Annotated in this window: 17 protein-coding genes and 2 tRNA genes; 5 read left to right on the top strand and 14 right to left on the bottom strand. The window is 71.6% G+C overall.

Annotation, left to right across the window (positions count from 1 at the left end; translation table 11 throughout):
* Positions 1-120 precede the first annotated feature (120 nt).
* Positions 121-879 carry an IclR family transcriptional regulator C-terminal domain-containing protein gene (locus ACIRQH_RS22410; protein WP_358814948.1) on the top strand — a complete coding sequence of 253 codons (759 nt, stop codon included), beginning with the start codon at positions 121-123 and terminating at the stop codon, positions 877-879.
* Between the two features lie 137 nt (positions 880-1,016).
* Positions 1,017-1,090 (top strand) — tRNA-Lys (locus ACIRQH_RS22415).
* Between the two features lie 49 nt (positions 1,091-1,139).
* Here ACIRQH_RS22415 and ACIRQH_RS22420 read toward each other — a convergent pair.
* From ACIRQH_RS22420 to ACIRQH_RS22455, 8 genes are all read right to left on the bottom strand, one after another.
* On the bottom strand, positions 1,140-2,441 hold the full coding sequence (locus tag ACIRQH_RS22420; protein WP_404226861.1) for a M18 family aminopeptidase: 1,302 nt from the start codon (positions 2,439-2,441) through the stop codon (positions 1,140-1,142).
* A gap of 237 nt (positions 2,442-2,678) precedes the next feature.
* A complete protein-coding gene (locus ACIRQH_RS22425; protein ID WP_358814950.1) occupies positions 2,679-3,323 on the bottom strand; it encodes a response regulator transcription factor in 645 nt (214 codons plus the stop codon).
* Positions 3,317-4,609 carry a sensor histidine kinase gene (locus ACIRQH_RS22430; RefSeq protein WP_404226862.1) on the bottom strand — a complete coding sequence of 431 codons (1,293 nt, stop codon included), beginning with the start codon at positions 4,607-4,609 and terminating at the stop codon, positions 3,317-3,319. Before ACIRQH_RS22430 ends, ACIRQH_RS22425 begins: the two co-directional genes overlap by 7 nt.
* A 134-nt stretch (positions 4,610-4,743) precedes the next feature.
* Positions 4,744-6,486, bottom strand: coding sequence for a long-chain-fatty-acid--CoA ligase (locus tag ACIRQH_RS22435; protein ID WP_388931182.1), 1,743 nt, complete (start codon positions 6,484-6,486; stop codon positions 4,744-4,746).
* 63 nt (positions 6,487-6,549) lie between these two features.
* Complete coding sequence (locus ACIRQH_RS22440; protein WP_358814953.1) at positions 6,550-7,017, bottom strand: DUF3592 domain-containing protein; 468 nt, start codon at positions 7,015-7,017, stop codon at positions 6,550-6,552.
* Positions 7,018-7,138: 121 nt separating this feature from the next.
* A complete protein-coding gene (locus ACIRQH_RS22445) occupies positions 7,139-7,774 on the bottom strand; it encodes a lytic polysaccharide monooxygenase (protein WP_358814954.1) in 636 nt (211 codons plus the stop codon).
* Positions 7,775-7,895: 121 nt separating this feature from the next.
* Positions 7,896-9,095, bottom strand: a complete 1,200-nt coding sequence (locus tag ACIRQH_RS22450) for an SPFH domain-containing protein (protein ID WP_404226863.1) — start codon at positions 9,093-9,095, stop codon at positions 7,896-7,898.
* 106 nt (positions 9,096-9,201) lie between these two features.
* Positions 9,202-10,575, bottom strand: a complete 1,374-nt coding sequence (locus ACIRQH_RS22455) for a peptidoglycan-binding protein (RefSeq protein ID WP_404226864.1) — start codon at positions 10,573-10,575, stop codon at positions 9,202-9,204.
* A 185-nt stretch (positions 10,576-10,760) separates the two neighbouring features.
* On the opposite strand from ACIRQH_RS22455, the gene ACIRQH_RS22460 reads away from it, so the two are divergent.
* The 3 genes from ACIRQH_RS22460 to ACIRQH_RS22470 all read left to right on the top strand — a co-directional run bounded on the left by ACIRQH_RS22460 (position 10,761) and on the right by ACIRQH_RS22470 (position 15,156).
* A tRNA-Lys gene (locus ACIRQH_RS22460) sits at positions 10,761-10,834 on the top strand.
* A 438-nt stretch (positions 10,835-11,272) separates the two neighbouring features.
* Positions 11,273-13,222, top strand: a complete 1,950-nt coding sequence (locus ACIRQH_RS22465; RefSeq protein WP_404226865.1) for a glycosyltransferase family 2 protein — start codon at positions 11,273-11,275, stop codon at positions 13,220-13,222.
* Positions 13,219-15,156, top strand: a complete 1,938-nt coding sequence (locus tag ACIRQH_RS22470) for a galactose oxidase-like domain-containing protein (RefSeq protein WP_404226866.1) — start codon at positions 13,219-13,221, stop codon at positions 15,154-15,156. Before ACIRQH_RS22465 ends, ACIRQH_RS22470 begins: the two co-directional genes overlap by 4 nt.
* 75 nt (positions 15,157-15,231) lie before the next feature.
* Here ACIRQH_RS22470 and ACIRQH_RS22475 read toward each other — a convergent pair whose 3' ends face one another.
* From ACIRQH_RS22475 to ACIRQH_RS22500, 6 genes are all read right to left on the bottom strand, one after another.
* Entirely contained in the window at positions 15,232-16,248 is a 1,017-nt protein-coding gene (locus ACIRQH_RS22475; protein ID WP_358814959.1) for a glycoside hydrolase family 6 protein, read from the bottom strand.
* Positions 16,249-16,694: 446 nt separating this feature from the next.
* The gene (locus ACIRQH_RS22480; protein ID WP_358814960.1) at positions 16,695-17,360 is read right to left on the bottom strand and encodes a class F sortase; all 666 of its coding nucleotides are present in this window, start codon (positions 17,358-17,360) and stop codon (positions 16,695-16,697) included.
* A gap of 1 nt (position 17,361) precedes the next feature.
* On the bottom strand, positions 17,362-17,937 hold the full coding sequence (locus ACIRQH_RS22485; RefSeq protein ID WP_404226867.1) for a hypothetical protein: 576 nt from the start codon (positions 17,935-17,937) through the stop codon (positions 17,362-17,364).
* Positions 17,938-18,067: 130 nt separating this feature from the next.
* Positions 18,068-18,847, bottom strand: a complete 780-nt coding sequence (locus ACIRQH_RS22490; protein ID WP_355862979.1) for an HAD-IIA family hydrolase — start codon at positions 18,845-18,847, stop codon at positions 18,068-18,070.
* Positions 18,848-18,978: 131 nt separating this feature from the next.
* Complete coding sequence (locus tag ACIRQH_RS22495; protein WP_404226868.1) at positions 18,979-20,199, bottom strand: alkaline phosphatase family protein; 1,221 nt, start codon at positions 20,197-20,199, stop codon at positions 18,979-18,981.
* Between the two features lie 167 nt (positions 20,200-20,366).
* Positions 20,367-21,458 (bottom strand): 2-aminoethylphosphonate ABC transporter substrate-binding protein, encoded by a 1,092-nt coding sequence (locus ACIRQH_RS22500; RefSeq protein ID WP_404226869.1) that lies wholly within the window; start codon positions 21,456-21,458, stop codon positions 20,367-20,369.
* Between the last annotated feature and the right edge of the window lie 48 nt (positions 21,459-21,506).

Consider the following 21,506-nt stretch of genomic DNA (forward strand, 5'->3'; position numbering starts at 1 on the left):
GCACCACCGATCTCGTCAACAGGCGCTCACAGAAAGCTGCTTGACGGTTATCGTGGAGTGAGCCCAGCCGTCCGGACCGACGTCTTCTTTGAGCCGGGCCATGAAGCGCAGGGGGAAACCGTGGCGCTGAAGAACGAGCCGACCGCGCCGTACCACTCGGCCCAGGACGCCCTGCGCGTCCTGGAGACGGTCGCACGGCACACCACCGGCGTCACCGGCGCCGAGCTCGCCCGCCAGACCGGCCTCGGCGGTGACCGGCTGACCGCACTGGTCCGGATGCTGCGCCGGGAGGGGTACGTCGAGCAGGTCACCGACGGGGCGTACGTGACCGGTACCTCCCTCAGCCGGCTCGGTACCGCGGAGGGTCGCGACCAGGCCGTGCGCGAGACGCTCCAGCAGACCCTCGACCGGCTCCGCGACTCGGTCGGCGCGGCGGTCTACGTCAGCCGGTACATCGACGGCGAGGTGCACGTCACCCAGTACGCGGAGAGCCCGGCGACCCCCGCGGTCAACGAATGGGTCGACTTCCGTTCCGCCGCGCATGCCAGTGCGGTCGGCAAGAGCCTGCTCGGCCAGCTCGACCACAACGGCCGCCGTGACCACCTCGCCCGGCACAAGATGGCCCGCCTCACCTCGCGGACCATCACCAGCGAGCGGCTGCTGCTGTCCCGCCTGGACTCCCAGCCGGCCACCGTGCCGGTGCTCGACCTCCAGGAGTACGCGATCGGCACGGTCTGCGCGGCCGTCCCGATCACCGCGGGCGCCTCCGTCGGCTGCCTCGCCCTCTCGCTCCCGGTCGAGCACGCCCACCGGCTGCGCCGCGCCGCGGACACGCTGAACCGCGGAGCGGCCCCCGTCCTGCTCTCCCTCACGATCTAGGGGCCGATACGAACGACATCCCCGGGACCCGGCCTTCCGGGGTGTCCCCGGGGTGTCGCGCGGGTGGTCGGAAGCACCCCGAGGACCAGGTAGTATTTCTTTTGTCGCCGCCCGCGGAAGCGGGAGGCGAGAGTCATGCGCCGCTAGCTCAGTTGGTTAGAGCAGCTGACTCTTAATCAGCGGGTCCGGGGTTCGAGTCCCTGGCGGCGCACCTTGGTGAAGGCCTCCCACGCGAGTGGGGGGCCTTCACGCGTACCGGCCTACTCCGACGTGACGAACTCCGTCAGCACCCGCGCCAGCAGCTCCGGGTCCCGTGCCCCGCACAGCTCACGCGCCGAGTGCATCGACAGCCCCGCCACCCCCACGTCGACCGTCGCCACGCCGAGCCGGGCCGCGGTGATCGGGCCGATCGAGGTGCCGCACGGCATCGCGTTGTGCGAGACGAAGGGCTGCCAGGACACCCCGGCCCGCTCGCACGCCCCGGCGAAGGCGGCGAACCCCGCGCCGTCCGTGGCGTACCGCTGGTTGGCGTTGACCTTGATGACCGGGCCGCCGTTGGGCAGCGGGTGGTGGCCCGGGTCGTGCCGCTCGGCGTAGTTGGGGTGGACCGCGTGGGACATGTCGGAGGAGACGCACAGGGCGCCGGCGAGAGCGCGGTCGAAGTCCTCCGCACCCCCGCCGCGGGCGGTCACCGACCGGCCGAGGACCCGTTCCAGGAGGGGGCCCTGGGCGCCTGACTCGGAGCCGCTGCCCACCTCCTCGTGGTCGAAGGCGGCGAGCACCGGGACGCGCGCCGGCGGGCGGGCCGCGCCGGCCGCGGCCACCAGGGCCGTGACGCCCGCGTGCACCGAGATCTGGTTGTCCAAGCGGGGAGCGACGATGAACTCCTCGTCCGCGCCGAGGTAACCGGGCGGCTGGACGTCGTGGAGCATCAGGTCCCAGCCGAGGATCTCGGAGACGTCGGCGCCGGCCGCCTCGGCGACCCGGCCGAGCAGGGCGCCGGGCCGCGGGTCGCCCAGCCCCCACAGCGGCGTCGTGTGGCGCTGCCGGTCCAGGACGAGCCCCTCGTTGACGGTCCGGTCCAGGTGGATGGCGAGCTGGGGCACCCGGAGCAGCGGCTTGTCGACGCAGACCAGCCGGGTCGAACCGTCGCGCAGGGCCAGCCGCCCCGAGACGCCCAGGTCACGGTCCAGCCAGGTGTTGAGCGGCACACCGCCGTAGACCTCCACGGCGATCTGCCGCCAGCCCGCCGAGCCGGTGTCCGGGGTGGGCTTGACCCGCAGGTTCGGGGAGTCGGTGTGGGCGCCGACGATCCGGAACGGAGTGTGGGCGGGGGCGCCCGGTGGCACGTACCAGGCGAGCAGCGCGCCCGCGCGGACGACGTACCGGCCGCCCTCGGCTCCGGCCGTCCAGTCGTCCCGCTCCCGCAGCTCCGCGAAGCCCGCCTTCTCCAGGCGCTGCGCCGCGCTCGCCACCACGTGGTACGGCGAGGGGCTGGCCCTGACGAAGGCGAGCAGGTCGTCGCCGTGGCCGCGGTCGAGCGTGTCATGCGTGGGGGACATGAGTGCCTTTCGGGTGCTGTCGAGGGTGAGTGGGGCACCGCCGGACCGTCGGGCCGGGTGCACGGTCCGGCCCCCAGGGGGTGTCGCTCCGATCGGTTCGAAGACCCACCTGGGCTCGGGCGTCGGGCACGCGGGCCCATCGGCTCACGTGTCCCGGTATCCTCCCCGCGCGAACCGGCCGGGACTCCTCACCACGGCATCCTTCACAGCGCTCCGGAGAACCCCGCCACGCCTCAACTACCCCCGCAGGTAGGCGAGTACGGCGAGAACGCGGCGGTGCGTCCCCTCGGCCGGCGGCAGCTCCAGCTTGCCCAGGATGTTGCCGATGTGCTTGCCGACGGCGGCCTCGGTGACGACCAGTTCCCCGGCGATGGCGCGATTGGAGCGGCCTTCGGCGACCAGGCCGAGGACCTCGCGCTCGCGGGGTGTCAGCGTCGCCAGCGGATCGCGCCGACGACGCAGCAACTGCCGTACGACTTCCGGGTCCACGACGGTCCCGCCGGCCGCGACCCGCTCGACCGCCTCCGCGAACTGCTCGACCTGCCCGACCCGGTCCTTGAGGAGGTAGCCGACGCCGGTGCCGTCACCGGTGTCGAGGAGGTCGGCGGCGTAGGCGCGCTGGACGTACTGGCTGAGCACCAGCACCGGGAGGCGCGGGTCGGCGGCGCGCAGCGCGAGGGCCGCGCGCAGCCCCTCGTCCTGGAAGCCGGGCGGCATACGGACATCGGTGACGACGAGGTCGGGCGCGTACGCCGACACGGCGTCGCGCAGTGCCTCCGCGTCGCCCACGGCCGCCACCACCTCGTGTCCGAAGCGGTTCAGCAGCCCCACCAGGCCCTCCCGCAACAGCACGCCGTCCTCGGCGAGTACGACTCTCAGCACGGGATCTCCATACGCAGCACGGTGGGACCGCCCGGCGGGCTGTCGACGGCCAGTGTTCCATCGAGAACGGCGAGGCGGTCGGCGAGACCGGTGAGGCCGGAACCGGCACGACCGCCGGATCCCCCCGTCCCCCCGGCCCCCCCGCCGGACGGTGCGGCTCCGCCGCGGCCGTCGTCCCGCACCTCGATCCACAGCCGCCGACCGCGCCGGTCCCCCGTCGCGCAGCCGGCGCTGATCCACGCCCGTCCCGCCCCGCTGTGCCGGGCCACGTTCGCGAGCGCCTCGCGGACGGCGAAGTACGCGGCGGACTCGACGGCTTCGGTGAAGCGGGGCAGTTCGACGTCGACCTCCACCGGGACGGCCGAGCGGTCGGCTGCGTCGGCGATCGCGTCCCCGAGCCCGTAGTCGGCGAGCACCTGGGGATGGATGCCGTGGATCAACTCCCGGATCTCACCGAGAGCTTCGTCGGCCTCTCTGTGCGCTTCCGCCAGGCGATCGGCCAGTTCGGACGGGGCGTCGAGGCGTGCGAGTCCGAGGCGCATGCTCAGGGCGACCAGCCGCTGCTGGGCCCCGTCGTGCAAGTCCCGCTCGATGCGGCGCCGTTCGGCCTCGAACGCGGCCACCAGCCGGGCCCGCGACTCCGTCACCTCGGTGAGCCGCACTTCCGTATCGCGCGGCGCGAGGAGCACCCGGGCAAGGGCCGCGCGGGCCCGGGCGTAGAGCGTGAGCGGCCACAACAGGGCGAGGAGCAGCAGGAGTCCGACCGCGGCGATCAGGGACGCCTGCGGGTAGTCGTCGACGAGCCAGAGCTTGGCGACGCGGGTCTCGTCGCCGGACAGGGCGAGTTGGGCCGGGGCCGTGAGCAGGGCGCCGGGGAGGGCGAACACCGCGGCCAGGACCAGCAGGTCCAGCGGCCACAGCACGAACGCGAGCAGCACGGTGTACGCCAGTTCGCGCCAGGTCGCCTGCTCGGTGAAGCGGAGCCTGGCCCAGGGGCCGAGTCCCGGCTCGGCCGGGGTACGGTGCGGGTCGACCGGCGCGTGGCCGCGCTCGTCACCCGGGTCGCGGTCCCTCACGGCGGGCCGGTCGAGTCGGCCCGCCCTCCACCGTTCGAGGACGCCGACGGGTATGCCGGACAGCGCGAGCAGCCCGAGCAGGGGCAGCCCGACGAGGACGGGGGTCAGCGCCGCGCCCAGGGTGCCGAGGATCAGCAGGCCCGCCGACAGAGGTGCGCCGACCAGCACGCCGCCGACGAGATATCCCGTGTACGCCACCGGTCGGATCATGCCGAACACCGTAAGCGGGCCCGGTGACCGCGGACCATCCGGCCCGCGGGTGCGCACGGGGTGGACCGGCTCCACCCCTGCCGTCACCCCGTCACCCCGACGCCCCGACACCCCGACACCCGGGGCCCGTTCGCCTACCCCTCCGGAGGCCGGCGCTTCGGCGGCTCCGTCGGCGCGGACGCCGCTCGGGCCAGGAGATCCTCCCGGCCGTGGGCCCGGTACTGGGCGTCGAGGACGTCGGTGTCGGCCGCCGCCAGGGGCCGGTACGTCCGCTCGTCCGGGGGCCGCCACCACACGGGGTCCGGGCAGCGGAATCCCTCGCGTCGCAGTCCCACCCGGTGGATCTTGTTGGTGGCGGTGACGGGCATGCGCGCCACGATCCGCAGGAACCGGGGCGCCATCTTCGTGCCCAGGTCGGGCTGGGCGTCCAGGAACGCCGTGAAGCCCCGGGGGTCGAAGGCGGCTCCGTCCTTCAGGACGAGCGTCGCCATGACCTGGTCGCCCGCCACCGGATCCGGCACGGCGTACACCGCGACGGCGGCCGCGTCCTCGTACCGGGCGAGGATGTTCTCGATCATCGCGGCGGCGAGGTTCTCGCTGTCGACGCGGAGCCGGTCGTCGGTGCGTCCGGCGAAGTAGAGGTAGCCGTCCGTGTCGCGGTAGAAGAGGTCGCCGGTCCAGTACCAGTCCCGCTCCGCGGCGGGGGCGTCCGGCCGGGGGTCCGTTCCCCGGCGCCGGGCCGCGTCGGCGTCGGGGTTGCGCCAGTACCCCTCGAAGGGGCTGGCGCCTCGGTTCACCAACTCCCCTATCGCCTCGGCGCCGTTGAGCAAGCGGCCGGCCGAGGTGAAGACGGCCGGCGGGCAGGTGCGCCGGGTCCGTGGGTCCACGACCGCGAGGTCGTCTCCGGGGGCCGCGCGCCCGATGGCCCCGGCGGGGGTGCCGGACGTGCGCTGGATGGCGGCACCGCCCTCCGAGGAGCCGTACCCCTCCACCAGTCGCGCGCCGAAGCGTTTCTCGAAGGCCGCCGCGTCGACCGCTCCGGCCTCGGTGCCGAATCCCATGCGCAGCGGGTTGTCCCGGTCGTCGGGACGGGCGGGCGTGGCCAGCAGGTACTGCACCGCGCGGCCCACGTAGGTGAAGTAGGTGGCGCCGCAGGCGCGGACGTCGGGGAGGAACCCGGACGCCGAGAAGCGGCGCCGCAGCGCGACGCGCGCGCCGGCCGCGAGCGCGGGCGCCCAGTCGGCGATCACCGCGTTGCCGTGGAACATCGGCATGCAGATGTAGTGGGTGTCGTCCGGGCGCACCCCGAAGTGGCCGGCGAGCGAGAGTCCGGCGGCCGCGATCCTGCCCTGGGTGCAGATCGCGGCCTTCGGAGCGCCGGTCGAACCGGAGGTGAACAGCAACAGGAACCGGCTGTCGGGACGCGCGGCGGACGCGTCGGGCCGCGCGCCCTCGTAGGGTCCGAGGAGCTCGGCGTAGTCGTCCGTGTCGGTCACCAGGACGCGTACGCCGGGGAGCCGGAGGCCGTCGAGGAGCGGCAGGTGGGCGCGCTCGGTGATCAGGACGCGGCACGCGGTGTGCACGATGTCGCGGGCGAGTTCGGGGCCGCGCCGCGTCGGGTTGATCCCGGCGACGGTGGCTCCGCCGAGGGCGGCGGCGCCGAGCCACAGCGGGTACTCGGGAGTGTTGTCGAGCAGCACCCCGAGGTGCGGTTCGGCGCCGGGCGGCAGCAGTCGGGAGAGCAGCGCGGCCCGTTGGGCCGCGCCCGCCGCCACCTGGTGGTGGCTGACGGTCCGGCCCTCGAACCACAGCCCCGGCCGGTGGTCACCCCACCGCTGCGCCACGAGTTCCCCGACGGTACGCCTGCTGAACCCCATGGAGGCGTACGGTAATTGACGGACCGTTAGATGTGGAGAGGCGTGCACGCCGCCCGTGACGTCCTAGATGCCACCGAAGAAGGAGTCCCCCGCGAAGACCTCGTGGAAGGTGATCATGAAGCCGACGCAGAAGGCGACGATCACGCCGCAGAACGCCAGCATGGCGACGGTGCCCGCCGCGGCCTTGACCGGGCTCGGCGCGTGGGCCGTGGCCTTCTCGGGGTGCGCGGCGGTGTAGTGCACGGTGACGATGTCGCCCTCGACGATCGTCGGGCGGCCGTTGTCCTCGTCGAAGCGGACGGCGCGGCCGTCGCGCGTCGTGAACTCGTAGACGTGGTGCTGCGTCGTGGTGACGGAGGAGTCGCCGCTGCCGCCGCTGGTCGTGGTGTACGAACGCAGGCAGCGGCCCTCGGCGGTCAGGCCGCTGCTCCAGGCGCTGCGCAGTTCGAGCGAGCGGCGCACCACCTTGACCGCGATGAGCAGCGCTCCGGCGATGATCAGTACGGGCACGGCATAGAAGAACACACTCATCAGGACCCCCGGTGGTCGGACACTGCTTCCCCGCACGCCGTCGCGGTCGGGACGGCGTGCGGGGAACCTACCCGGGCCGGGGGCGCCCGCGCCTCAAGGGAGGCTCAGAACTGTGCCGGCCTCAGAACGTGACGTCCGCGCAGGAGTAGAACGCGTTCGTCGTGTCCGCGACCGTCCACACCCCGAGGATGATGTGGTGGCCACTCCTGCCGCTCGGCAGGGTGCCCGTGTGCGAGAGCGTGGACGGGGGGCGCTGTCCGTTGTAGGGGACCGTCAGGAACGGGGTGGTCTCCAGATCAGCGCGGGTCAGCGCGTGGTTCTGGTTCCAGCCGGTCTTGGTGATGAAGTACTTGAAGTCGGTCGTCGCGTGCATGGCGGTGAACTGCCAGCGGAAGCTGTAGCTCTGCCCCGCACTGACCTTGGTCGTCGGCCAGGCCGTACCCGCGGGGGTCTTGGGCTGGTCGAGCTGGCTGAAGTTGCCGTGGCCCGCGGAGCAGATCTGCCCGTCGGCCGGACCCGCCGCCGGGAAGCCCTTGAGCCCCTCGACGCTCTGCGGCTCCCACTGGATGTCACCGCAGTTGGCGACGCTGCCGCCGCTGGCACACATCTTCTGCCTGCTGAGGGGCTGGTCGGTGTAGCCGTGGGCGCTCGCCCCGCCGCTGGAGAGCACGAACGTGCCCGCCGTGGCGAGGCCGAGAGCCGCCGCGTACATCTTCGTCTTGCCGCTGGTGAGGGACTTGTTCGTCCGTTTGCGCATGCTGCCGCTCCTGGAGGACGTGGGGGATGTTCTCGTGAGCTGTGCGCGCGGTGTTCAGGTCTAGACCAAGCCCCAGATTATTGCGGGTAGTTGAACATGTCCATACCAATCGCGGACCCGCCTACGACGACACCTCCCCGCGTCCCGTGCAGAACGCCACCGTGAGGTCCTTGACCAACGCCTTGCGCTCGTAGTCGTCCAGTTCGACCAGTCCCCGCATGGTCAGCCGGGTCACCGTGTCCTCCACCGAGTCGACGACCGAGCCGAGCACGCTGTCACGGTGCTGCGCGTCCAGGGCGGCGATCCTGCGCCGCTGCATCACGGCGGCGATCTCGGGCGCGTACTCGATCCGCGTCGGCTGGGCGGAGAAGACCTCCAGGCCGACCGGGGCGGTGTCCGCGGCCACCATCCGGGTCAGCGCCTCACCGACCGCGTCCGTGTTGCGCAGGGTCAGGTCCTTGAACACGGCGGGGGGCAGTTCGGCCGGCTGCTGCGAGAGGACCCGCGACAGGGCCGCCTCCACGCACTCGCGCAGGTACGTCTGGTGGTCGTCGACCCCGAGCGTGGCCCGCGCGGTGTCCTTGACGCGCCAGACGACGAGCACGACCACCCGCAGCGCGACGCCGTTCGCGTCCACCACGGACATCGGTTCGCTGCGCCAGTGCCGCAGCCTGACGTCGACCCGGCGGCGCAGCACCAGCGGGTTGACCCACATCAGCCCGGTGCGCCGGACCGTGCCGCGGTAGCGCCCGAAGAGGCCGAGCACCCAGGCCCGTCCGGTCCGGCCGCGGGCGAGCCCGCCGAAGCCGAACAGACCGAGGGTGCCGGATCCCGCGTACGCCGCCCACTGCGCGGGGCCGAACCCGGCACCCGCGGTCTGGGGCAGGTGCAGTCCGTCGAGGACGGCGGGCGGCAGGACGCCGGCCCACCACGCGGTGACCGCGCAGCCGGCCACACCGCAGGTCCCGGCGAGCACGCCCACCAGTCCCGGGAGCACGCGGGCCGGCCGCTCGACGAGGTCGGGGTCGGTCTCCGGGACCGGGCGGGGCGGTCTGCCCACGGCGGGCCGTCTGATCCTCGGCTGTTCGCCGGTGCCGCGCCGCCGGCCCACGACGGCTGGCGCGAGCGGCACCGACACCGGGTCGGGGTCGTCGCGGAAGAGCAGGTGGACGGGGATCTCGGTGGTCACCTCGTTCTGGATGAGCCGGACGGCCCGTGAACCGCCGCCGCCCTCGACGGGGCCCTCGGACCGGGACTCGGACGAGGGCGGTCCCTCGGGCTCGGGGGTGTGATCCGGGGTGTGTGACGTCGTCGTGGTCATAGCTGCCTCCATGCCTCCGCGCCTGGAAGGGTGTTCACGAGCCGTGGGCGAGCCCGGCCGGTTCGGCGGGGAATCCGGCCGGTTCGGGGTCCGGGGTGCGGCCGGCTCAGGAGAAGAGCCGCCGCCAGGTCTCCGGCCCGGGATAGCCGTTCGCCGCGCCGCCGCGCCAGCCCTGGGCCCGCTGGAACGCCTCGACGTTGCGCCGGTCCGCCTCTCCCCAGCGGGACCCGGGGCCGGTCGTGTAGTGGGTGCCGAACCCCTTCTTGACGAGCTGCTTCCCGAGCTGGGTGACGTACGTGTTGTTCGCGCCGGGCCGGAGCATCGCGCGTCCGGGATAGGCGGGCACGGGGTGCGAGGTACCCGTGCCCGGGGCCCCGGGGCTTCCGGCGGGAGCCGGGATGTCCTTGCCCTTCTTGCCGGTCAGGTAGGCCCAGGTGGTCGGTCCGGGCCGGCCGTCCGCGTCCGCGCCGGTCCAGCCCTGCGCCTTCTGGAACGCCTGGGTCGCACGCTGGTCGGCGCTCGTCCAGCGCGGTCCGGGACCCGTGGCGTAGAAGCGGGCGCCGCCCCGCTGGACCAGGAGCTTGCCGAGCTGGGTGACGTAGGCGTTGTTCGCGCCGGTCCCGAAGTACGCGGCCCCCGGGAAGCGGGTCGCCGTGCCCGGCACCGTCGGCCTGGACGGCTCCGCACCGCTCGCGCCGGCCGCCAGGCCCTTGTAGCGGTAGGGCACGTAGTGGTCCGAGTTCGACCAGTACGCGTACGGGGTGGACTGCTTCCTGGCGCGCGGCGGGGTCTGCTCGTAGGCGACGTAGTAGGTGTGGGTGTAGTCGGTCCAGCCGCCGAAGATGACGACGTGCGAGCCCTTCTCCGGGTTGTCCGGGTTGTGGAAGAGCAGCATGTCCCCGGGCTGCAGCTGGTCGCGGGTGATCCGCACGCCGAAGGTGTCGAGGCTGCCCGTCCACTCGTTGTCCGGGAGCCCCCAGGCCATCGAGACGAAGCCGGAGCAGTCCTGCCGGTAGCCGTCCTTCCAGTACGCGCTCATGCTGTACGGCACGCCCGCGTCGATCCAGGTCTTGGCCCGGTTGATGATCTCGGCCCGTGTGGTGGCGGGCGCCGTGGCGGCCTGGCCCGGCTTGGCCGCTGCCGCCGGTTTTCCCGCGGGACCGTGCAGCGGCGCCTTGCCGCCCTGCGGGGTGTCGGGCTCGTCACCTGCGGGAACGCCCGGCAGGGCGGGACCGTGCGCGGCGGCGACCGCCGGCACCGCCTGTCCCGCGGCGAGGACGGCGCCCGCCGTGGCCGCCAGCGCGAGAGCCATGGGGGTCCGCCCGGCCCGGGCGAGACCGAGTAGGTGGGAGAGGGCCGCCGGATGGCCCACGGGGGCCACTGTCCGGGACCCTGGGGGTAGGACGCGCCGCCAGTGGACGCACCCGGGGCAGTCGCAGTCACTCGCGGGATCGAGGTCCTCGAATACCGGAGTCTCCATGCGCTGCCCCTCACACTCCAGATGGAAATGTCCGCATTTCTGCACAGTCGTCAGTTTCGCAACTGTCGTCCGGTGTCGCATGTTGACGGTCCGAATGATGTACACGACGCCTCCCACCTGCTGCGGAGCACGCGCCCGCGGTCGGGAGCACTCCCGCGGGTCGGGTAGAGTTTTCGCGTCAGCAGGCGCCGCTAGCTCAGTTGGTTAGAGCAGCTGACTCTTAATCAGCGGGTCCGGGGTTCGAGTCCCTGGCGGCGCACCGACCGAAGAGCCCCCTCGTCACGACGAGGGGGCTCTTCGTCATACCCCGGGAACCCCTCGCGGATGCTCCCGTGCGCCCCTTCTTCGCACACGCGTCCCAATTAGCGCGTATGACCGGTTAACACCGCGTTTCGCATCTTGCGATCATGAAGGGAGACGTAGAACCCTGGGCCCTCAAGAGGCTGTCGATTCATGACAGTTGAGAGAAGTGGGGGGGCTTGGCCGGTTGCGGCATGGGGGGTTGGGGGCCCCGTTCATCGCCGGACGCCGAGGGGGGCGTCGCGCAACCGGATAGCCGGGGTTCCACGTCCATACGGTGTGGACGACACGTTGGCCCCGGTCTGCCAGTGACACGCCCGCGAAGGTCGAGGGGGACCCCGCGGACGAAGAGAACCGACGAACACGCGCCCGACGGCGCGTGTTGGGGGGATGACTCATGACGTCGACGCCGACGGGTGCCCGAAAGGATTTCGACCCGTCCGAGACGACCCAGCTGCGCATGCCGTCACACCGCACCGGCAGCATCCGCAGGATCAAGAGCACACTGCCGAGATACGACTACGAGCACTACAGCCGGCTCGCGGGCCCGCTCACGCAGCCCGACCCGGACAAGCCGTACAGGGTGCAGTACCGCTCCCTGCTCTCGCAGGAACCGCACCGCATCAGGGCCGCGCTCATGCTGGGAGCCGCCCCGCTGCTGTCGCTGGTGCTGCTCGGCTGGCTGCTCCAGCCCGAGCACTGGACCGAACGCGACTATCCCGCCTACGACTTCCTGCCGGCCCTCGACATCGTGATGCTGGTCTCGATCGGTCTGATCGAGTTCTTCCGCTGCATGAACGTGCTGTCGAACGCGCACGCCACCCTGGTCGCCCGCGACCCGGTCCCGGTGGTGCCCGAGACCGGCACCAGAGTCGCCTTCCTCACCTCGTTCGTGCCGGGCAAGGAGCCGCTCGCCATGGTGACGAAGACCCTGGAGGCCGCCGTCAGGCTGCGTCACCGGGGCCTTCTGCACATCTGGCTCCTCGACGAGGGCGACGACCCGGAGGTGAAGGAGGTCTGCGCGCGCCTGGGCGTGCACCACTTCTCCCGCAAGGGCATCGCGAAGTGGAACCAGCCCAAGGGCTCGCACCGCGCCAGGACCAAGCACGGCAACTACAACGCCTGGCTGGAGGCGCACGGCGACGCGTACGACTACTTCGCCTCGGTCGACACCGACCACGTTCCGCTCCCCAACTACCTGGAGCGGATGCTCGGCTTCTTCCGCGACCCGAACGTCGGCTTCGTCATCGGCCCCCAGGTGTACGGCAATTACGACAACCCCATCACCAAGGCCGCCGAGTCCCAGCAGTTCCTCTTCCACGCCCTGATCCAGCGGGCCGGCAACTTCTACGGCTCCCCGATGTTCGTCGGCACCTCCAACGCCGTACGCATCAGGGCGCTGAAGCAGATCGGCGGGCTGTACGACTCGATCACCGAGGACATGGCGACCGGGTTCGAGATGCACCGGGCCAAGAACCCGGCGACGGGCCGCCGGTGGAAGTCCGTGTACACGCCGGACGTGCTGGCCGTGGGTGAGGGCCCGGGCGCCTGGACGGACTTCTTCACCCAGCAGCTGCGCTGGTCGCGGGGCACCTACGAGACGATCCTCAAGCAGTACTGGAAGGGCTTCGCCACGATGCCTCCGGGCAAGCTCTTCAACTACACCATGATGATCATCTTCTACCCGATGTCGGCGCTCAACTGGATCCTCGCGGCGCTGAGTTGCGCCCTGTTCCTCGGGCTCGGCGCCTCGGGTGTGAACATCGACCCGACGGTGTGGCTGATGCTGTACGGCAACGCCTCGGCCCTCCAGATCGGCCTGTACATCTGGAACCGCCGTCACAACGTCTCGCCGCACGAGCCGGAGGGCTCCGGCGGTGTGGCGGGCATGGTGATGTCGGCGCTGTCCGCGCCGATCTACGCACGGTCGCTGATGGACACCGTGCTGCGCCGCAAGAGCTCGTTCGTGGTGACGCCCAAGGGCGATTCGGCCAGTCCCGACACACTGTTCGGGACCTTCCGGATCCATCTGTTCTTCATCCTGGTCTTCGCCGGCTCGATCACCGCCGGCTTCGTCTTCGGCCACTCCCACCCGGCGATGATCACCTGGGGCGCCTTCGCCCTGCTGATCACCGCGTCGCCGATCCTCGCCTGGCGCTGGAGCCTGCGGCAGGAGCGGCGCAGGCCGCCGGCGGTACCCGGGAACGTGGCCGTCCCGCAGCAGGCCCCGGCCCCGCAGCAGGAGCAGCACGCCCCGCACGCGCCGCAGAACAAGCCCAGTTGGGCCGCGGCGAGCGGGGGCGGCGACCAGACCGTGCAGATCGCCCTTGGGGGACGTAAGAAATGAATGACGGTGCCCGTCGCCGCCGTGCCCGCCGCCTCGGGATAACCGGGGTGGTGGTGCTCGCGCTGGCCGGGATGAACGGGCCGTGGCTGTACCGCTTCGGGACGGACAAGTACCACCAGTACACGATCAACAAGCCGGAGTACAAAGCCGACAACGGTCACTGGGACATCATCGACTTCCCGAAGCGGTACCGGCTCAACACGATCCACGCCGCCCTGCTCCACACGGGCAAGATCCTGCTGATCGCCGGCTCCGGGAACAACCAGCAGAACTTCGACGCGAAGAGGTTCGACACAAGGATCTGGGACCCGGTCAAGGGCACGATCAAGAAGATCCCGACCCCCGCCGACCTCTTCTGCACGGGGCACACCCAGCTCGCCAACGGCAATCTGCTGATCGCGGGCGGCACCAAGCGGTACGAGACGCTGAAGGGTGACGTGACCAAGGCGGGCGGCCTGATGGTCGTCCACAACGAGAACCCGGACAGGCCGATCACGCTGCCGGCGGGCAGCGCCTTCACCGGCAAGGAGAACGGCAGGACGTTCGTCTCCAAGGACCCGGTGCTCGTCCCCCGCGCCAAGAAGGTCTTCGACAAGAAGACCGGCGCGTTCCTGCGCAACGATCCCGGGCTCGGCCGCATCTACGTCGAGGCGCAGAAGAGCGGCCGGAAGTACGAGACCGGTACGCAGGACAACTACCGGATCCGGGGTCTGAGCGGTTCCGACGCCCGCAACACGTACGGGATCGCCCAGAAGCTCGCCCTGGACAAGAAGGACTTCCAGGGGATCCGCGACGCCTACGAGTTCGATCCGGTCGCCGAGCGGTACATCAAGGTCGACCCGATGAACGAGGCCCGCTGGTACCCGACGCTGACCACCCTGAGCGACGGCAAGGTCCTCAGCCTCTCCGGACTGGACGAGATCGGCCAGCTCGTCCCCGGCAAGAACGAGGTCTTCGACCCGAAGACCAGGAAGTGGACGTACACCAAGGGCATCCGGCAGTTCCCGACCTATCCGGCGATCTCCCTGATGCAGAACGGCAAGCTCTTCTACTCGGGCTCGAACGCCGGCTACGGCCCCGACGACGTGGGCCGCGACCCCGGCGTCTGGGACCTGGCTAGCAACACGTTCACCAAGCTCGGGGGCCTGAGCGACCCGAACATGATGGAGACGTCCGGCACCGTGCTGCTGCCGCCCGCGCAGGACGAGAAGTACCTGGTGATCGGGGGCGGCGGGGTCGGCGAGTCCAAGCTGTCCAGCAGGAAGACCCGGCTGATCGACCTCAAGGACCCGGACCCGGCGTTCGTGGACGGGCCCGAGCTGGAGAAGGGCACCCGCTATCCGCAGTCCTCGATCCTGCCCGACGACACCGTCCTGGTGTCCGGCGGCTCCGAGGACTACCGGGGGCGCGGCGACTCCGACATCCTGCAGGCACGGATCTACGACGCGAAGTCCAACAGCTTCGACCGGGTCGCCGATCCGCTGGTGGGCCGGAACTACCACTCGGGCTCGATCCTGCTGCCCGACGGCCGCGTGATGTTCTTCGGCTCCAACTCGCTCTACGCGGACAAGGCCAACACCAAGCCGGCCACGTTCGAGCAGCGCATCGAGATCTACACGCCGCCGTACCTCTACCGGGACTCGCGGCCCTCGCTGTCCGGGGGGCCGAAGACGATCGCCCGGGGGGCCTCGGCGACGTTCACCTCGGCGCACGGCTCGTCCATCAGGACGGCGCGGCTGATCCGGCCGAGCGCGTCCACCCATGTCACCGACGTCGACCAGCGGTCCGTCGCGCTGGACTTCACGAAGACGGCGACGGGGATCTCGGTGACCGTGCCGAAGAGCCGGAACCTCGTGGAGTCCGGCTGGTACATGCTGTTCGTGACCGACGACCAGGGCACCCCGAGCAAGGCCCAGTGGGTCAAGGTGCCCTGACAGCAGGGTGGTTGCGCGAGAGGGCGCCCTCCGCTCCCCGGCGGAGGGCGCCCTCTCGTGTGCGGGCCGGTGCGGCTACTTGGACGCCTTCGCGAGCTTGAGCGCGTAGTCCGCCCACCACTCGCCGGCCTTCGGGCCGCCCTTGCAGGTGCCGTCCGACTCGCCCGGACGCTTGATCCACAGGTAGGCGTCGACGAGCGGGTCCGCGGTCTTCGTCGTCGGGTTCTCGCCGAGCGCGCGGCCCGGCGGGTTGCACCAGTTCTCGTCGGGCTTGCCGCCCGTGTAGGGGCCGTTGCCGTTGCGGCTGGTGTCGATGACGAAGTGCTTGTTCCCCACCTTCGCCGCGAGCCGCTTGCCGTAGGCGACGGAGTCCTCGGTCGAGTAGAAGTTGGAGACGTTGACCGAGAAGCCGTCGGCCCGGTCGACTCCGGCGGCGCGCAGCGGCTCGAAGATCTGGTCGGGGTGGCCCCAGCCGGCGTTGCCCGCGTCGAGGTACACCTTCGTGTTCTTCAGGGACGTGAGCTGTGTGACGGCACCCTTGAGCAGGTCGTAGCGCTCCTCGCGGAACTCCTGTGGGGTGCACTGGTTGACCAGGTGCAGGATGGCGTCCGGCTCCAGGATCACCGTGGCGGGGCGGTCCCCGATGCCCCGGGCCACGCCGTCGATCCAGGTCCGGTAGGCGTTGCCGTCGGCGGCGCCGCCCTGCGAGAACTGGCCGCAGTCGCGGTGCGGGATGTTGTAGAGGACGATGATCGCGGCCCGGTCGGCCTTCTCGGCGGCCTCGGTGAAACCGCGCGCCTCCTGCTCCGGGTTCTCCGGTCCGATCCACTCGCCGGTCGGCTGTCCCGCTATCTTGCGGATCTGTTCGGCGTCGTCGTCGCGGTCCGCCTCGGCGTAGGCGGCGACCTGTTCGGCCGCGTTTCCGTCCGGGTTCACCCAGAACGGGTCCGCGTTCTTCGGCTGTTGCGTGACCGGCGCCCCGGATTCCTCGTCCTTGCCGCCGCCGCCCCCGGAGGAGCACCCCGCGAGCAGCAGTGCCGCCCCCAGCACCGCCATGGACGCCCGTGCCCCGGCACCCTGTTTGCCGTACATCCGACTCCCCCTTGGGTGCACCGTCCTAAGGGTCAATCGTGACATACCCACCGTCTGCTCCGCGGGGTCTCCGGTGCTTGTCCAGGAGCTGTTACAGCCCCGACACGACGAGGACCACGCGCGGGCCGACGGGTGCCACCGGGCGCCAGGCCAGGGCGAGTTGGCGCGGGACCAGCTCTAGGCCGTATCGCCCATTCCCTCTAAGGTGGCCCCAAACGGCCCCAGCCCCCGGCCGGTTGTCCCGATCGTCCGCCGTGTCCGGCGGACGGGGACCCAGACCTCCCGCGTCGACGCCGGATTACTCCCGCAATCCGTGCGCGCGCGGTCGAGGACCAGCCCGGTCGGCGGCTTCTCGGGGGGAGCGGGTCGCCGACCGGGCTGCGGTGACGGCTCCGGTCACCGGCAGGTGTGTTCCGGCTGCCGCGCCGGCGGTACGGGCGTTCGGTTCACACGCCGCGCCCGGTGAGGTACGCCGACACGACCACGTTCGCCGTGTAGCTCCCGGTCGTCCTGTCGAAGGTGCCGCCGCAGGTGACCAGCCGCAGTTCGGCCCGCCCCGACTCCCGTGCCCCGTAGGCCTGTCGGGCGTCGAAGTGGTCGCGCGGGAGCACCTGGACGTCGTCGACGGTGAACTCGGCGACCGTCCCGTCGTCGCGGACGACCCGGACGGTGTCGCCGGGCTTCACGGAGCTGAGTTTGTAGAAGACCGCGGGCCGGGTGTCGGTGTCGACGTGGCCGACCATCAGTGCGGTGCCGACGGCGCCCGGTTCCACGCCGGCCGCGTACCAGGCGACGACGCCCGGCTGGTCGTACGGGGGCGGGTCGATGGCGCCCGCGCGGTCGAGGCCGCGGGCGACGACGGGGGCCTGCACGCCCATCGCGGGGATGTCGACGCGCTGCGGGCGGGCGTTGCCGAGGGGCTTGAGCGCGTGGGGCAGCCGGACTTCGGGCGGCCGTCCCACGGCCGCGATGTCCCCGGTGGTGGGCGACGATATCCCGAGCCGGAGGTCCGTCACCTTGCTCCCCCACAGCCACAGGGCGAGCAGCAGTACCAGCCAGGCGATCCCGGTCAGCAGCCGGCCGGTGCCGGAGGAGCGTTCACGTTCGGCCATGTCAGTCGCGGCCGTCCTGGCCCCGGCGTGCGCTGCGGACCGCGACGGCGACCGCGGCGACGCCCGCGAGGATCAGGCCCGTCACGGCCTGCCTGGTGCCGGGGCCGGCCTCCCGGGCGTCCACCGAGCCGAAGTGGGCGGTGGCGCCGCCGCCCGCGTGCACGGGCGCGACGGGCGAGGCGGGCGCGGTCACGGCGGGCGAGGCGGGCGCGGTCACGGCGGGCGAGGCGGCCGGGTCGGCGACGGTGACCGTGCCTGTGACCCGGTCGGAGTGTCCGTCGCAGTCGACCTCGACGGGGTAGCTGCCGGGGTGCAGGGTGGTGCGGACGCGGGTCTCGCCGACCAGCCCGCCGCCGCCGGGCCCGGTCAGCCGCGCGTCCGAGACGAACGCGTCCGACACCGCGGTGCCGGTCCGGCCGGCGCAGCCCATCGCCCGGAGCCGGACGTCGCTGCCGAAGGCGGGGCCGGCGGGCGTCACGGAGACACCGGCCGGTCCCGCGTCGGCCGCGTGGGCGACGGGGGTGAACGCGGCCGCGACCACCGCACCGGCACAGAGAGTGAGTCGCACTGAGCGCATCGTGAAACCTCCAGACATCTGGAGAGTCCCCCGCGCGGCGGTGGCCCGCATCTTCAGCGGGCCACCGTTGCTCCGAACGGGTCGGTCCGGGGCGTTTCGGGTTTCGGGCCCGCTCCGGACGCCCGGCGGGTCAGACGCGCTCGACCAGGTCGGCGATCGAGTCGAGGACCATCGACGGGCGGTACGGGTACTGCTCGATCTCGTCGGGCGTGGTCAGGCCGGTCAGCACGAGGAAGGTCTGCATCCCCGCCTCCAGCCCGGCCAGTACGTCGGTGTCCATGCGGTCGCCGATCATCGCGCTGGTCTCGGAGTGCGCGCCGATGGCGTTCAGTCCGGTCCGCATCATCAGCGGGTTCGGCTTGCCCGCGAAGTAGGGCTGCTTGCCCGTGGCCTTGGTGATCAGTGCGGCGACCGCGCCGGTGGCGGGCAGCGGGCCCTCGGTGGAGGGGCCGGTCTCGTCCGGGTTGGTGGCGATGAACCGGGCGCCGCCCTTGATCAGCCGGACCGCCTTGGTCATGGCCTCGAAGGAGTAGGTGCGGGTCTCGCCGAGGACGACGTAGTCCGGCTCGTGGTCGGTGAGGACGTACCCGATGTCGTGCAGCGCGGTGGTCAGGCCGGCCTCTCCGATGACGTACGCGGTGCCGCCGGGGCGCTGGTCGTCCAGGAACTTGGCGGTGGCGAGGGCGGAGGTCCAGATGTTCTCGACCGGCACGTCCAGGCCCATGCGCCGCAGCCTCGCGTGCAGGTCACGGGCGGTGTAGATGGAGTTGTTCGTCAGGACCAGGAAGGGCTTGCCGGACTCCCGCAGCTTCTTGACGAAGGAGTCGGCGCCGGGGATCGGCACGCCCTCGTGGATGAGGACACCGTCCATGTCGGTGAGCCACGACTCGATGGGCTTGCGCTCTGACATGTGCTGGGTCTCCTGCCGTCCTGTGGCGTACGTACGCACTCGATCCGGGGGCGCCGGAACGACGCTGTGCCGACGCCCCCAGCCTAGTCAGGACGGCGTGATCCCGGCCCGGCCGGGATCACGCGGTGCGGTCAGGCCGACGTGAGCGAGACGCCGTCGATCACCCAGTACCAGTTGTTCCCGCCGGTGTAGCGGAACCGGACCCGGGCGGTCTTCGCCCCGGCCGGGACCTGGAGGGTCAGCTTCTCCACGCGGGACGACGTGTCGGCGGTGTACGTCTTCACGCCGACCGGGGTGGCGCCGTCGTAGGAGACGAGTACCTCGCCCTTCTGCGGGGACTCCTGGCGGTAGTAGGTGGTGTACGTGAGGGTGGCCGGCGTGCCTCCGGTGACGGGGTACGCGGGGCTGACGAGGGTGGAGTCGAAGGTGCCCGAGAAGGTCTTGTCCTGCCACTCGTCGCCGTCGGCGACCGCGAACACGTTGCGGGCCCGGACGTTGCCCTCGCGGTTCTGGTCGGGCTGCGCCTTCGTCCAGAACTCGTCCGTGGTGAAGGACCAGCCGCGCCACTCGGTGACGCCGCCCGTGCCCATCGCGGAGTTGTCGACCGACCAGCCGCTCGGCGGGGTGTGCGTGAAGCCGACCACCGTCGCGCCGATGCCGGTCTCGTCGACGCGGGTGGCGAGCTGCGGGCGCAGCGCGTCGAAGTCGTCCGGGGCGGGCTGCTGCACGGGCCGTCCGTCGAGGCCCCAGGCGGGGTCGATGGCGATGCCGAGGTGCGCGAGGGCGGAGGCCGCGATGTCCGGCATCCTGACGTCGTGGCGCACGGAACCGGCGGCCAGGGTCGGGCCGGTCGCGATCATGAAGGTCTGCCGCTCGGGCCCGCTGGAGCCGCCGTGGCCGCCCGCGTCGGTGTGCCCGTGGTCGGCGGTGACCATGATCAGCCAGTCCTCGGAGGCGTACGTGGCCCGGGCCCTGACCGCGGCGACCAGCTGCCCGACCTGGGTGTCGACGCCGTGGATGGCGTCCAGGTACTGCCGGCTGGCGGCGCCGTAGCCGTGGCCGGCGTGGTCGACGTTGTCGAGCTGTACGAACACCGCGTCGGGGTTGGCGTCCCGCAGCTGGGCCACGGCGCGCGAGGTAGTGCCGGTGTCGTACTCGGCGCTCGGGGTGGACACGCGGGTGTCGACCTTGGAGGAGAAGACCGTGTCCGTCAGGGGCGCCCAGGAGAGGCCGACGACGAGGACCTTGGGGGTCTTGGAGGCGGCTCGGGCGACGGACGCGAGCGGGCCGGCGGCGAGGGCGAGGCCGGCCACGGAGGCGAGCAGGGAGCGACGGGACATGCGTGACGACACGTGATCCTCCGGAAGGGGGACGAGGGTGTGGAGCACGGATGGAACAGCGCGGGGGTGCCGGGCACGGCGGCGCCCCCGGCGGTCCAGGGGCGTCGCGGGTCGGGCGGGGTGGCCAACGGCCTTTCGGCAGGCGCTGGTTCAGGCGCGGTGGTTCAGGCAGCGGTGGCTCAGCTGCCGGTGGCGGACTTCCAGTCCTCGACGTACGAGGTCAGGTTCTTGTCGATGTCCGCCCAGTCGGGCTCGAAGACCTCGACGCCGTCCATGAGTTTGGTCAGCGCGATGGCGTTGGCGTCGGTGGCCTTGATGTCGGAGCGCGCGGAGAAGCCGCCGCCGATGGCACTGACCTGCCGCTGGGCCGTGGCGGACAGCATGAAGTCGAGGAGCTTCCTGCCGTTCTCCGAGTGCGGGGCCCTGGTGACGAGGCCGGCGGCGTACGGGAGCGCGAAGGTGGTCGGCTTCCCGGCGGCGTCGGCGGCCTTGCCGGTGGCCTGCGGGAACCAGATCCCGAGGTTCGGCATGTCCTTGGACTGCGCGTGGTTCATCTGGACGTCGCCGTTGGCGGCCAGCAGTTCGCCCTTGTCGACCTTGGGGGCGAGCTTGCCGGTGGAGGCGGACGGGCCGACGTTGTTGGACTGGAGCTTCTTGAGGTAGGCGAGCGCCGCGTCCTTGCCGCCGAAGTCGTGGATCGCCTTGATCAGCACGGCGGTTCCGTCGCCGGCGACACCGGGGGTGGAGTACTGGAGCTTGTTCTTGTACGTGCCGCCGAGCAGTTCGTCCCAGGTGGTGGGGGCCTGCTTCAGCTCCTTCTTGTTGTAGACGAAGCCGAAGTAGTTGTTGACGACGGAGGTCCAGGTGGCGTCGGCGGCCTTGTCGGCGCCGTCGACCTGGTCGGAGCCCTTGGGCGCGTACTTCTGGAGCAGGCCCTTGCCGTCGGCCTGCTGGATGAACGGCGGGAGGGTGACGAGGATGTCGGCCTGCGGGTTGGTCTTCTCGCGGACGGCCCGCTGGACCATCTCGCCCGAACCCCCCTCGACGTACTTGACCTTGATGCCGGTCCGCTTCTCGAAGTCCTTGAAGACCTGGTCGTACCAGCCGTCGCCGTTCTCGCCCTTGAGGCCGTCCGCGCTGTACACGGTGACGGCCTTGGCGTCGGCGGCGGCCGAGTCGCCGCCGCACGCGGTGAGGGAGCCGGCGAGGACGAGGCTGCCGGTCACGGCGGCGACCGGGGCGAGGCGGAGCGGGCGGGCGTTTCTGGGCATGGCGAGGTGAACTCCTTGCGTGTTCGGTGTGTTGGGGGGGGCGGGCCG

This window comes from Streptomyces sp. NPDC102279 (assembly GCF_044766365.1).
Taxonomy (GTDB): Bacteria; Actinomycetota; Actinomycetes; order Streptomycetales; family Streptomycetaceae; genus Streptomyces.